12 protein-coding genes are annotated in these 13,267 nt (G+C 62.4%); 11 read left to right on the forward strand and 1 reads right to left on the reverse strand.

Annotated features, from left to right (window positions below; all coding sequences use genetic code 11):
* Nucleotide 1: 1 nt before the first annotated feature.
* Nucleotides 2-1,627 carry an NADP-dependent glyceraldehyde-3-phosphate dehydrogenase gene (locus tag M5B44_RS13870; RefSeq protein ID WP_248739524.1) on the reverse strand — a complete coding sequence of 542 codons (1,626 nt, stop codon included), beginning with the start codon at nucleotides 1,625-1,627 and terminating at the stop codon, nucleotides 2-4.
* 266 nt (nucleotides 1,628-1,893) lie between these two features.
* Between M5B44_RS13870 and M5B44_RS13875 the strand changes: the two genes are divergently transcribed.
* The 11 genes from M5B44_RS13875 (at nucleotide 1,894) to M5B44_RS13925 (ending at nucleotide 13,262) form a co-directional block, all read left to right on the forward strand.
* Entirely contained in the window at nucleotides 1,894-2,247 is a 354-nt protein-coding gene (locus M5B44_RS13875; RefSeq protein ID WP_248739525.1) for a c-type cytochrome, read from the forward strand.
* Nucleotides 2,248-2,323: 76 nt separating this feature from the next.
* Nucleotides 2,324-3,652: a D-arabinono-1,4-lactone oxidase gene (locus M5B44_RS13880; RefSeq protein ID WP_248739832.1), complete on the forward strand. Its 1,329-nt coding sequence runs from the start codon at nucleotides 2,324-2,326 to the stop codon at nucleotides 3,650-3,652.
* A 74-nt stretch (nucleotides 3,653-3,726) separates the two neighbouring features.
* Complete coding sequence (locus tag M5B44_RS13885) at nucleotides 3,727-4,935, forward strand: DSD1 family PLP-dependent enzyme (protein WP_248739833.1); 1,209 nt, start codon at nucleotides 3,727-3,729, stop codon at nucleotides 4,933-4,935.
* Between the two features lie 205 nt (nucleotides 4,936-5,140).
* On the forward strand, nucleotides 5,141-5,752 hold the full coding sequence (locus M5B44_RS13890) for a transposase (protein WP_114882629.1): 612 nt from the start codon (nucleotides 5,141-5,143) through the stop codon (nucleotides 5,750-5,752).
* Between the two features lie 73 nt (nucleotides 5,753-5,825).
* Complete coding sequence (locus tag M5B44_RS13895; RefSeq protein WP_248739526.1) at nucleotides 5,826-7,421, forward strand: ShlB/FhaC/HecB family hemolysin secretion/activation protein; 1,596 nt, start codon at nucleotides 5,826-5,828, stop codon at nucleotides 7,419-7,421.
* A 15-nt stretch (nucleotides 7,422-7,436) separates the two neighbouring features.
* Nucleotides 7,437-9,236, forward strand: coding sequence for a DUF2341 domain-containing protein (locus M5B44_RS13900; RefSeq protein ID WP_248739527.1), 1,800 nt, complete (start codon nucleotides 7,437-7,439; stop codon nucleotides 9,234-9,236).
* A gap of 11 nt (nucleotides 9,237-9,247) precedes the next feature.
* Complete coding sequence (locus tag M5B44_RS13905) at nucleotides 9,248-9,673, forward strand: ExbD/TolR family protein (protein ID WP_007955109.1); 426 nt, start codon at nucleotides 9,248-9,250, stop codon at nucleotides 9,671-9,673.
* Nucleotides 9,674-9,676: 3 nt separating this feature from the next.
* Entirely contained in the window at nucleotides 9,677-10,381 is a 705-nt protein-coding gene (locus tag M5B44_RS13910) for an energy transducer TonB (protein ID WP_248739528.1), read from the forward strand.
* A gap of 39 nt (nucleotides 10,382-10,420) precedes the next feature.
* A complete protein-coding gene (locus M5B44_RS13915) occupies nucleotides 10,421-12,118 on the forward strand; it encodes a putative porin (RefSeq protein WP_248739529.1) in 1,698 nt (565 codons plus the stop codon).
* 17 nt (nucleotides 12,119-12,135) lie between these two features.
* On the forward strand, nucleotides 12,136-12,765 hold the full coding sequence (locus tag M5B44_RS13920; RefSeq protein ID WP_248739530.1) for a DNA repair protein: 630 nt from the start codon (nucleotides 12,136-12,138) through the stop codon (nucleotides 12,763-12,765).
* Nucleotides 12,766-12,794: 29 nt separating this feature from the next.
* Entirely contained in the window at nucleotides 12,795-13,262 is a 468-nt protein-coding gene (locus M5B44_RS13925) for a YbjN domain-containing protein (RefSeq protein ID WP_248739531.1), read from the forward strand.
* Nucleotides 13,263-13,267: the final 5 nt, after the last annotated feature.

The raw sequence follows: 13,267 nt of genomic DNA on the forward strand, positions 1-13,267 counted from the left end.
CTCAGAAGATGTAATCGGTGGCGATGAAATTCGAATCGCGCCCGCGAATGATTTCGCTGATCAGGTCCTTGTTGGGTTCCTGGAACTTGGTCGCCACCAGCGTACGGATCGAAAACACCCGCAGCGCATCGTGTACCGACAGCGTGCCTTCGGCGGAGTTCTTGCGACCGTTGAACGGATAAGTGTCCGGGCCGCGCTGGCACTGGGCATTGAGGTTGATCCGCCCGACCTGGTTGGCGAAGGTGTCGACCAAACGGCCGACCGCCACCGGGTTGGTGCCAAAGATGCTCAGTTGCTGGCCGAAGTCCGACTCCAGCACGTAGTCGATCACGGTATCGAGGTGACGGTACGGCACGATCGGCACTACCGGGCCGAACTGCTCTTCCTGATACACGCGCATCTGCGGCGTCACCGGGTACAGCACCGCCGGATAGAAGAACGATTCCCGCGACTCGCCGCCATTGGGGTTGACCACCTGGGCGCCTTTGCTTTGCGCATCGGCCACCAGACCGTGCAAGTAATCGACCTTGCCCGACTCCGGCAGCGGCGTCAGCGACACGCCGCTGTCCCACGGCATGCCCGGTTTGAGGCTGGCCAGTTTGGTGTTGAATTTCTCGATGAAGCTTTCGATCACGTCTTCATGCACGAAGAGGATTTTCAACGCAGTGCAGCGCTGGCCGTTGAACGACAGGGAGCCGGTGACGGCTTCGCTGACGGCATTGTCCAGATCCACCTCTGGCAGGACGATGCCGGGGTTCTTCGCATCCAGCCCCAGTGCGGCGCGCAAACGGTGTGGTTTCGGATGCAGTTTCTTCAGGTCGCTGGCGGCCTTGTTGGTGCCGATGAACGCGAAGATGTCGATCTTGCCGCTGGCCATCAGCGCACTGACGGTCTCGCGGCCGCTGCCATAGATGACGTTGATCACGCCGGTCGGGAAGCTGTCGCGGAAGGCTTCAAGCAAGGGGCGGATCAGCAGTACGCCGAGCTTGGCCGGTTTGAACACCACGGTATTGCCCATGATCAGCGCCGGAATCAGCGTGGTGAAGGTTTCGTTCAGCGGATAGTTGTAAGGGCCCATGCACAGCGCCACGCCGAGCGGTACGCGGCGGATCTGGCCGAGGGTGTCCTGTTCCAGTTCAAAACGGCTGGAGCGGCGGTCGAGTTCTTTCAGCGCATTGATGGTGTCGACGATGTAGTCGCAGGTGCGGTCGAACTCTTTTTCCGAGTCCTTGAGATTCTTGCCGATTTCCCACATCAGCAGTTTCACCACGGCGTCGCGCTGCTGGCGCATGCGTCCGAGGAAGGCTTCGACGTGCTGGATACGTTCGGCCACGCGCATGGTCGGCCACAGACCCTGGCCCCGGTCATAGGCGCGCACGGCGGCGTCGAGGGCGGTGAGGGCGGTGTCGGCGTCCAGCAGCGGCGTGCTGCCGAGGATCACTTGTTCTTCGCCGTTGTCACCCTTGAGATAGACCGGGCTGCGCACGGTGGCGAGCGGGCCGTCCCAGCGGCGCAACTCGCCATCGACCAGATATTCGCGTTGCTCGACCTGACCGTCGAGGCGGTATTTTTCCGGGATGTCGCTGACAGAAGGGAACAGATTGCCAAGGATGTTTGCTGTGGTCATGTCGCTACCCCGCGTGTCATTGAAAAAGTCTGTAACGGTTATACGCCTGAATGCGCCGAAATTTAAACCCGCAAATGTCACGCGAATGTCACGCAAAGGCGCAGGGCAGAGGGCTCAGCAAAATATTCGCCGTTTAGACGATGTCGAGCTGCGTCCTGGCTGTCCCCGGATGCCCCCTTCGCTGGCCCGCAATGCCCTCAACCCGCCGCCGTCGCTGCCTTAAGGTGTGATCACAACAATAAGTGGCACCCCACGCGAGGATCGTTATGCGGGCATCCCGAATCACGTTGCTGCTGATGCTGGCCGCTGCACTGGCCGGTTGCGGCGAAGACCCCAAACCCCCGGCCAGCACCAACAACGCCGTTCCCAAAGACCCGGCGCTGGCGCAGGTCTACGCCAACAGCTGCCAGCTCTGCCACGCCAACCCCGCCGCCAATGCGCCGCTGACCGGTGACCGCAAGGCCTGGGAGCCGCGCATCCGGCAGGGCGCGGACACGCTGCTCGACCACGCCATCAACGGCTACAACGGCATGCCGCCGATGGGCCAGTGCGTCGAATGCTCGGAAGAACAATTCCTCCAGCTGATCGGCTTCATGGCCGATCAGCCGCTGCCACAATAAGGGTGCGCGCATGACGATGGATCTGACTCGACGTCAGCTGTTGCAACGGGCAAGCATCGTCGGCGCATTCAGTGCGCTGGCGACGAATCCGGCCTTGGGCCAATTGATGCGCGCGCCCCGGTTGATCCCGTGGCGCAACTGGTCGGGCGGCCAGAGTTGCCTGCCGGCGGCGCGGGTGGCGCCGAAGAATCTGGATGAACTGACGGCGGTGATCCAGCAGGCAGCGGGCAAGATTCGTCCGGTCGGCTCGGCACATTCCTTCAGCGCATTGGTGCCCACCGACGGCACATTGCTGTCGCTCAGCTACTTCAACGGCATGCTCGATCACGACCCGAAAACCCTGCAAGCCGAATTCGCTGCCGGCACGCCGATGTCGCGCATGGGCACGCCGCTCAAGGACGTCGGCCAGGCCCTGCAAAACATGGCCGACATCGACTACCAGACCCTCGCCGGGGCCATTTCCACTTCGACTCACGGCACCGGCAAAACCTTCCAGTCCTATTCCGCCCACGTCTGCGGCATGCAACTGGTGACCGCCAGCGGCGAGGTGCTGGATTGTGACAGCCAGCGTCATCCCGAAGTGTTCAACGCCGCTCGGGTATCCCTCGGCGCATTGGGCGTGGCCACCAAAATCCGTCTGCAAAACCGCCCGGCCTATCGCCTGCGTGAACGCCAATGGATCGCCAAGACCGAAGAGTTGCTGGAAGACATCGACAAGAACACGTCGGAAAACCAGCACTGGGAAATGCTCGTCGTCACCCATTCCGACTACGCCCTGTCGATTGCCCTCAACGAAACCACCGATCCAGCCACGCCGCCGATCCCGCCCGAAGAGGAGGGCGGCAACGAGTTCGTGACCCTGATCGAAAAGATCGACAAGTACGGCAGCGACTTCCCGGACCTGCGCAGTTCGCTGCTCAACAGCCTGCGGCATCTGGCGAGTTTCGAGGATCGGGTCGGCGATTCGTTCGACATCTACGCCAACGTGCGCACCGTGCGCTTCAACGAAATGGAATACTCGGTGCCCGCCGAACATGGCCCGGCGTGCCTGCGCGAGATTCTCAAGCTGATCCGCGACAAGGACCTGCGCACCTGGTTTCCCATCGAGTATCGCTACGTCAAGGCCGACGACATTCCTTTGAGCATGTTCGAAGGTCGCGACAGCTGTTCGATCTCGGTCCACCAGCATTACCAGATGGACCATCACAACTTCTTCGCCGCCGTCGAGCCGATCTTCTGGAAGTACAACGGCCGTCCGCACTGGGGCAAGTTGCACACGCTCAACGCGCGTACGTTGCAGACGTTGTACCCGCGCTGGCAGGAATTCATTCAGGTACGCCAGGCGCTGGACCCGAGCGGCAAGTTTCTCAACGGGCATCTGTCGTCGATTCTGGGGGTGAGCTGATGGCGGTCAAACGACGCAATTTCGTGCTCGGGACTTTGGGTGTCGGCGCTTTACTGGTGGGCGTTGGCGCATGGCTGCGGCCGGGGGATCGCGGCGGGCCTTACAGTGAGTATTTCCGGGCGCTGAACAACGAGCTCAAGACCAAAGGTCCGATGCGCCCGGTGTTGTTGATCGATCTGGATCGCCTCGACCACAACATCGACGTGGTGATGGGGTCGGTGAAACGCAGCGGCAAGCACCTGCGCCTGGTGGAGAAATCGCTGCCGTCGCCGGGGCTGCTCAGCTACATCGGCCAACGGGCCGGGACGCAACGGTTGATGTCGTTTCATCAGCCGTTTCTCAATCACGATGCACAGGTCTATCCGCAGTCCGACATCCTGCTCGGCAAGCCGTTGCCGGTCCGTTCTGCCGAGCTGTTCTACCAGACCCACAAAGGCCCGTTCGACCCGGCGAAACAACTGCAATGGCTGATCGACAACCCCGAACGCCTGCAGCAATACCTCGCGCTGGCCCAAGGACTGGGCACCCGAATGCGGATCAACATCGAACTGGACGTCGGCCTGCACCGGGGCGGGGTCAGTGACGTGAACGTGCTCGGGCAGATGCTCGCGCTGATCGCCGCCAACCCGCAGCACCTGGAATTCGCCGGGTTCATGGGCTACGACCCGTTCGTGGGCATGGGCGTGCCGGGGATTCTCGGTTCGCCCGAGGAATTGTTCGCCAAAGTGATGGTGATTTATCAGCGCTGCGTCGATTTCACCCGGCAGCAATACCCGGCCCTGTGGCATGACGGCTTGTGCCTGAACACCGCCGGCAGCCCGAGTTATCGCATGCATGAAAACGAAAGCCTGAGCAGTGAAGTGTCGGTGGGCACGGCGATGCTCAAGCCGACGCACTACGATCTGCCGTCACTGGTCGAACATGTGCCAGCCACGTACATCGCCACGCCGGTATTGAAAAGCACCGGCGCGGTAAACATTCCGGCACTGGATGACAAGTCGAAACTGTTTTCGTGGTGGGACGCCAACCAGCGCCAGACTTTCTTTATCTATGGCGGCAACTGGATGGCCGAATTCGAATCCCCGCCGGGGCTGCAGAGCAATGGGGTTTACGGGCGCAGTTCGAATCAGGAGATGGTCAATGGTTCGGATGCCGTGGGGCTGACGGTGGAGGATCAAGTCTTTCTGCGGCCGACGCAGACTGAAGCCGTTCTCCTGCAATTCGGTGACTTGCTGGCGGTACGTGGCGGCAAGGTCGTCGATACCTGGCCGGTTTATTCCTGACGTTAAATCACGACGAAAACCTGTGGGAACCAGCCCGTTCCCACAGGTTTTTTTATGCCCGCCGTTTCCCGATCAAATTCTGTAATGAAGCTTTTATGACAAAAGTTCGGTAGCACATCGCCAGTCCGGTCATGCCTATGTAACGCGCTTGAGGGGCCCTTTGGGCGCTTTTCACAAGCCGAGGCGGGACGCCGGGAGTGAGGCAATGGGGACTATGGAACGCTACTCGAAAGTGGGCATGCAGGAACTCGATCAACGCCTGTCGAAGATCGTCGAAGCCGCGCGCAAGAAGCCGGTTTCGGTGTATCGCTACGGCGCGCCGTGGGTCTGGATCGTGTCGCAGGATGACTGGCAGGGCGCCTTGAAAGAGGTCTCCAGCTACATTCCGCCGGGTCATTCGCTGGTGCTGCTGCGCCCGCAGATCGACGACCTGTTCGACGCCCACGCCGATCTCCTGCACGAGCTCAATGCCCAGCCCGGCATGCTGATCCCGGCGCAAACAGTCATGCATATCTTGCTCCTGCAACTGTTGTATTCGGTGCCGAGCGAGCAGCAGCTGTTCGAGCAACTCAATTACAACCTGCTGTTCCGCTGGTTCGTCGGCCTGGGCCTGAACCAGAAAGTCTGGAGCTACAACGTCCTCAGTCGCGACATCGCCACGCTGCTCAACGAGCCCCGTGCGGTGCTGCTCATTCAGAAAATCATTGGCGAAGTGTTCTGCGGTGCCTTGCTGCAAATGCCCGAGTTCTCCTTGAACTTCGCGCTGCTGCACACCTGGCTCGGCAAGCACGCCTGCGCCCCGCACGTCAGCAACTGATGGCGGCCAGCAACCGACGCAATACACAGGGCGCCGAGACGCCAACAGGTCATCGCGAATTTCAGGGGGTAGTGTGGAGCAGATTTTCACGTCACGGCTGGCGCTGTGGGGCTGGCTGCTGGTGACGGCCGGCGTGCAGCCGGCGTTCGCCGATGAGGCCGCAAACGCAGGTGCGCAGCGTCTGGTGGACGTCAACGAATACTTCGTGCGCGGCAACACCGTGCTCGATGCCCGGGCCATCGAAGAAGCGGTGTACCCGTTCCTCGGCCCGCAAAAAGCCCTGAGCGACATCGAAGGTGCGCGGGATGCCTTGCAGAAGGTCTATCAGGAGCGTGGCTACCAGTCGGTGTTCGTCGAACTGCCGGAGCAAGCGGTGGCCGACGGCATCGTCTACCTGCAAGTCAGCGAAACCAAGGTCGGCCGGGTGCGGGTGGTCGGCGCCAAACACTATTCGCCGCTGGACATCCGCGACAACGTCCCGGCGCTGAAGGAAGGCGAGGTGCCGGACTTCGCCAAGGTCCAGGGCGAACTGGCGCAACTCAACAAGACCCCGGGCCGGCAGGTGATGCCGCTGGTGCGCGAAGGTCAGCGCCCCGGCACCATGGATGTGGATCTGCAGGTCGAAGACCAGAACCCGTGGACCGCCAGCGTGGGTCTGAACAACGACTACAGCGCCGACACCGAAAAACTCCGTGCCGTCACCAGCCTCGGTTACAACAACCTCTGGCAGCTCGGCCACAGCATCAACCTGACCTACTTCACCGCGCCGCAGGACACCGACAACGCCAAGGTCTGGTCCGGCTCGTACACCGCGCCGCTGACCGACCGCTGGAGCGTTCAGCTCTCCGGTTACCAGTCCGACAGCAACGTCGCCACCATCGGCGGCAGCAACGTACTGGGCAAGGGCCATTCCTACGGTGTGTCGGCGATCTACACCATCCCGTCCAGCGGCAGTTGGTCGAACTCGCTGTCGGCCGGCATCGACTTCAAGGACTTCGACGAACGCCTGACCCTGTCCGGCGAGAGCGACAAGGTGCCGCTGAAATACGCGCCGTTCACCTTCGCCTACAACGGCTATCGCTACACCGAAAAAAGCCAGCTCGGCCTTGGCCTGAGCCTCGTTGCGGCCACCCGCAGCATTTTCGGCTACGGCAGCTCCGACGAAGAATTCGACTACAAACGCTACCGCGCCAAGCCGAGTTTCGCCGTGCTCAAGGGCGATACCAGTTTCACCTGGACCTTCGACAACGACTGGCAGAGCGCGAGTAAAGCCGCGTTCCAGCTGGCGTCGGGGCCACTGGTTTCCAACGAACAATTCTCTGCCGGCGGCGCGACCTCGGTACGCGGTTATCTGGCCGCCGAACGCACCGGTGATGACGGCGTGCTGCTCAGTCAGGAAGTCCGCACACCGTCGCTGGCCCGGTACGCCGGCACCTGGATGCAGGACTGGCGCTGCTACGCCTTCGCCGAAGGCGCGCAACTCTACCTGCGCGACGAACTGCCGGACCAGGACGCCAGTTACGCCCTGGCCAGTGTCGGCCTCGGCACCCGCGCCAGCCTGAGCAAATGGCTGTCCGGCAGCGTCGACTGGGGCTACCCGCTACTCGAAGGGCCGAACACCTCGAAACAGGAATCGCGCCTGCACTTCAACCTACAGGCCACTTTCTAACAAGGAGCACTTTCCATGCAGCGCCTATTCCTTTCGTTGTTGATCTGCCTGGGCTTCGTGCTCCCGGCCACGGCTCAGGCCTGGTGGCAGGACGACTGGCATTACCGCAAACAGATCGCCGTCGACACCACGCCGCAAGGCGCCGGGATCAATCAGGCCTTGGGTCGCACCGCGCTGCTGGTGCGCCTGCACACCGGCAATTTCACGTTTGATGGCGTGAAAGAGGACGGCTCGGACCTGCGCTTTGTCGCCGCCGACGACAAGACCGTGCTCAACCACCAGATCGAAAGCTTCGACGCGCTGATGGGCATGGCGCTGATCTGGGTCGATGTGCCGAATGTCGAGGGCGGCCAACGTCAGGACATCTGGATGTACTACGGCAACCAGAAGGCCCCGGCCACCGGCAACGGCCAGCTCACATTCGATCCGAATTACACCGCGCTCTATCACTTCGACGGCGCCACCGGCACCCCGGCGAAAGACACCACCGCCTACGGCAACACCGCGCAGAGCGCGACCGGCGCCGCGATCGACGGCGTAGTAGGGCGGGCCTTGCAGTTCAGCGGTCAGCCATTGCTGCTGCCGGCCAGTCCGTCGTTGCAGCACAACGCCGGTAGCGCCTTCACCTTTAGTGCGTGGCTGCGACTGGATCAGGCCAACGGCGAGCAACTGATCCTGGCCCGCCGCGAAGGCACCAACAGCCTGCTGGTCGGTGTGAACCAGGGCGTGCCGTTCGTGGAGATCGACGGCCAGCGTGCGGTGGCCACTCAACCGCTGAATCCGGGTCAATGGCAACACGTTGCCCTGACCGCTGAAGGTTCGAAGGTGACGCTGTACATCAACGGTCGCGAAGGTGCGACGCTGGCTCAAGCGATGCCGGCGTTCAACTCGGTCATGGCCATCGGCGCCGACCTGCACGAAGGTCCTTTCCAGCCATTTGTGGGCGCCATCGACGAACTGCGCCTGTCGAAAGTCGCCCGTCCGGCACCGCTTTTGCTGGCCGACGCCACTTCCCAGGGCGCCGAGTCGAAACTGGTCGCCTATGGCGTCGATGAAGAACAGTCCGGCTTCGGTTTCGGCAGCCTCGGCTTCTTGCTCAACGCGGTGCCGGTGGACGCCTGGGTGATCATCGCGGTGCTGGTGCTGATGATGTTCCAGTCGTGGATCATCATGCTGCGCAAGAACCGCACTCTCAGCCGTGTTACCGCCGCCAACGAAGACTTCCGCGTGCAATTCGCCAAGGTCGGCACTCGCCTGGAGATGTTTGCCGACGACACGCAACTCGCCCAGCGTCTGCAGCACTCGCCACTGTGGCGCCTGTACCAGGTGGCGGTGAAAGAAATCCGCACCCGCCGCGAGCAAGGGGCCGACACCTCGTCCGTCTCCGCCGCGACCATCGAAGCCATCCGCTGCTCCATGGACGGCGTGCGCACCCGGGAAAACCAGCAACTGAGCTCGAAACTCTCGACCCTGTCCAACGCCATCGCCGGCGGCCCGTACATCGGTCTGCTCGGCACCGTGCTGGGGATCATGGTGGTGTTCCTCGGCACGGCCATGGCCGGTGACGTCAACATCAACGCCATCGCGCCGGGTATGGCTGCAGCCTTGCTCGCCACGGCCATGGGCCTGTTCGTCGCGATCCCGGCGCTGTTTGGTTACAACCGCCTGATCACCCGCAACAAGGAAGTCAGCGCCGACATGCGCGTGTTCGTCGACGAGTTCATCACCCGTCTGGCGGAGATGCACGGCGAAGGCCAGTCCAGTGAAGCGGCGCATCAGCGCGGTCATCACGCCAACCACTCCGTACCGGCCTGAGGAGCACTGACATGGCGTCCGTAAATGCCTCCCACGACGATGATGAAGATGCAGCGGTAGACAGCATCAACATCACGCCACTGGTGGACGTGCTGATGGTGGTGCTGGTGATGTTCATCCTCACCGCCACCGCGCAGGTCTCCGGGATCCAGATCAACCTGCCCAAGGCCAGCGCCGCGGTGTCGCTGTCCGAGGCCAAGACCAAGGCGATTTCGGTCAACGACGGCGGTCAGGTGTTCCTCGACGCCTACCCGGTGACCCTGCCGGAGCTGGAAGAGCGCCTGCGCATCGAGAAGGCGCAGAACCCGGACTTCCCGGTGATCGTGCGCGGCGACGCCACGGTGCAGTACCAGAAAGTCATCGAAGTGCTGGATCTGTTGCGCCGGCTCGAACTGTCCCAGGTCGGTCTCGTCACCGGCAAACCGACGCAGGGCTGAGTCATGACTGCACAGATGCCAATCGAACCGCTGCCGGTGAAGAAGTCGCCAGTGCGCTACGTGAAGTGGGGCGCCGGGCTGATCCTCGGTGCACTCGCCGCGTGGTTCCTGTGGCAGTGGGCCAACGACATGAGCGGCATCCGCCGGGAAGCGCCGAAGGTGCCGACGATCATTCCGTTGCCGCCACCGCCACCTCCGCCGCCGGAAAAACCGCCGGAGCCGGAAACCCCGGTGGAAGAAAAGGTCGTCGAGCCGGAGCCGACACCCGAGCCACAGGAAGTGAAACCCGAGGAAGAAGCGCCGCCATCGCCGGCGGACGACCTGGCCAACCCGATGCAAATGGACGGCGACGCCCAGAGCGGCAACGACGCGTTCAACATCGGCGCGGGCAAGGGCGGCGGCATGGCCGGCGCCGGTGGTGGGCGTGTGGGCAACGGCACCTACAGCCAGTTCCTCGCGTTCACCTTCCAGAAGCTGCTGCGTGAGAACCCCGACCTGCGCAACCTCGCGTTTTCGTTGCAGGCCGATGTGTGGCTGAGCGGCGTCGGCGAGATCACCCGGGTCGAACTGGTCAAGTCCAGCGGCAACCCCGAGATCGACAGTCAGGTGCTGGCCGCGTTGCGTAACGCGCCCCATCTGAGCGAACGGCCACCGGCCTCCATCACCTTGCCTGTGCGCATGTCCCTGCAAGGGCGGCGTCCGGGTTAACCGAATTCATAAAGCTGTATGAAAAGGAGTTGTGTGCAGATGATTTCCAACGTGAATCGATTGTCCCTGGCGGTCGGCATGGTCATCGCGACCCTGGTCGGTCAGGCCGCGGCAGCGCCTGCGCCCTCGGAGAACGCCACGATCAATCTGATCCGCTTGCTGGTCGAGCAGGGCATTCTGAAACAGGACAAGGCCGACGCTTTGATCGCTCAGGCCCAGAACGAAGCGGCCCAGGCCAAACAGGCTGCGGCGTCTACCGCCGTGGCCGCCGGGCCGGTCGCCGCACCGGGCGATGTTCGGGTGCAATACGTGCCGGCGGCGGTGCGCGACCAGATCCGTGATCAGGTCAAGGCTGAAGTCATGGCCACCGCCAAGCAGGAAAACTGGGCCGCGCCCAACACCTTCCCGGACTGGGCGTCACGCATCAGCTTCGACGGCGACATCCGTCTGCGTGACGAATCGCGTTACTACTCGGGCAGCAACAGCAACGAAATCGTCGACTTCGCCCGCCTCAACAACAACGGCCCGTACGACGTGAACCCCAACAGCAGCACCGCGTTGCCGCCGTTGCTCAACACCCGTGAAGACCGCACCAACCTGTTCCGCCTGCGTGCGCGGCTGGGCATGAAGGCGGAGATTTCGCCGGAATGGACCGCCGGCATCCGCATCGGCACCGGCTCGGACAACAACCCGGTGTCGACCACCCAGAGCCTTGGTGGTGGTTTTGCCAAAAAGGACATCTGGCTCGATCAGGGTTACCTGAGCTGGAAGCCGTCGGATGAACTGACCCTGACCGGTGGCCGCTTCGGCAACCCGTTCATGTCCACCGACATGCTGTATTCCAACGACCTGAACTTCGACGGTGTGGCGGCGATCTTCGACCACAAACTGAGCCGCGACTGGGGCGTGTTCGGCACCGTCGGCGCGTTCCCGGTGGATTACACCAGCGACACCACCACCAGCAACGGTTTCGACAAGGAAGAAAGCGACAACAAATGGCTGTACGGCGCGCAGGTCGGCGCCAAGTGGGCGATCAACAGCAACAACCGCCTGAAAGGCGCGTTGGCCTACTACCGCTTCGAAGACATTCAGGGCCAGCGATCCAGCCCTTGCGAGCCGTGGGCCGGCGCGCCGGGCTGCGACAGCGACGGCACCCGCGCGGCGTTCATGCAGAAGGGCAACAGCGTGTTCCTGCTGCGCGACATCACGCCGAACCCGCTCAACCCGAGCACCACGCCACAGCCGCAATTCGTCGGCCTGGCGTCGGAGTTCAACCTGCTGGACCTGAACCTGGTCTGGGACGCCGACCTGCCTGCCGACTTCAAACTGCGCAGCCAGGGCAACTACATCCACAACCTCGGCTACGACGAAGGCGACATGCGCAAGCGTGCGGCCGGGCAACTGGTCAACAACCTCGACAGCAGCGGCAACATCGAAAGCGGCGCCAATGCGTGGATGGTGCAGTTCACCCTCGGCAACGCGCTGGACCTGAAGAAGCAGGGCGACTGGAACCTGTTCGCCGGCTACAAGTACATCCAGCCGGATGCCTTGCCGGACGGCTTCAACGACTCGTCGTTCCACCTCGGCGGCACCAACGCCAAGGGCTACATCCTCGGGGGCAACTACGGTCTGGCGAAGAACGTCTACGCCACCGGCCGCTGGATGAGCACCGAAGCGGTGTATGGCGCGCCGTTCGACATCGACGTCTTGCAGCTCGAGATCAACACGCGCTTCTAAGGCGCCGGGAGAGGGTTATGAGAATCCGCTTTTTATGGCTTGGACTCGGGATGTTGATCGCCACCGGGGCGAGCGCCGAAGGCATGGAGGAACGTCTGCGCACGCAATTGCGCAGCACCACCCAGCAGCTGCAAACCCTGCAAAGCCAACAGGCTCAGGCCAGCGCCGCGCAACTGGCGGCGCAGAACGAAGCCAAGGCAGCCCAGGCGCAAATCAAGCAATTGACTGCCGAACTGGCCAAGGCCAAAGGCCTCGCCGAGCAACTGGCCGGGCAGCAGCAGAGCCTGCACAGCCAGGCCCAGGCGCAGGTGGCGGCCAGCAACGAACAGACCGGCAAGTTCAAGAAGGCCTATGACGAGCTGTTGGTCATGGCCCGTGCCAAAGAGGCAGAACGGTCTAAGCTTCAAGCGCAATTGGCCGAACGTGACACACAAGTGCAGCAATGTTCGGTCAAGAATCAGCAAATGTACGGCGTGGCCAAGCAGATCCTTACCGCCTACGAAAACATCGATGTGGCCGAGGTGATGAAGATCCGCCAGCCCTTCGCCGGCAGCGCCCGGGTCAAGTTCGATGAACTGGCTCAAGGCTTCGGCGATGACCTGTACAAGACACAATTCGATGCGCCGCAAGCCGCGATCGCGCACTGATTAAAAGACTCATAGACAAGGAAGAAGTAATGACTCAATTGATCTCCCACGTATCCCCGCAATCCCTGACCGAAGTGCTGCAAGCCGCCGGTTATCGCGTCAACCAGACCGAACAGAACGGTATCGTCCAGTTGCTCAGCGCCAGTCAGGGCATCGGTTATGCCGTACGTTTCGGCAACCCGGCGGTGGTGGAGCAGGGCAGCTACGTCGACTTCACCTTCAGCTGCGCACTGCGCGTACAGGGTGAGTTGCCGGCGGGTGTGGCCGAGCAGTGGAACGCGACCCGTCGCTTTGCCCGGTTGTCGTTGCAGGGCGAGTTTCTGGTGATGGAAATGGACGTGGTGGTGGCCGCTGGCGTCAGCAGCGATTACCTGCGTGGAAACCTGGAGCTGTGGGATCGCCTGCTGCAGGAATTCATCGTTTACCTGCGTGATTTCACCCAGAACGCCGCTGCCGCTCAGGCTCCAAAGGTTAAGCAAGAGGAAGTCGCGCTGTGACGAAA

This window comes from Pseudomonas sp. MWU12-2029 (assembly GCF_023242425.1).
Lineage (GTDB): Bacteria > Pseudomonadota > Gammaproteobacteria > Pseudomonadales > Pseudomonadaceae > Aquipseudomonas > Aquipseudomonas kribbensis.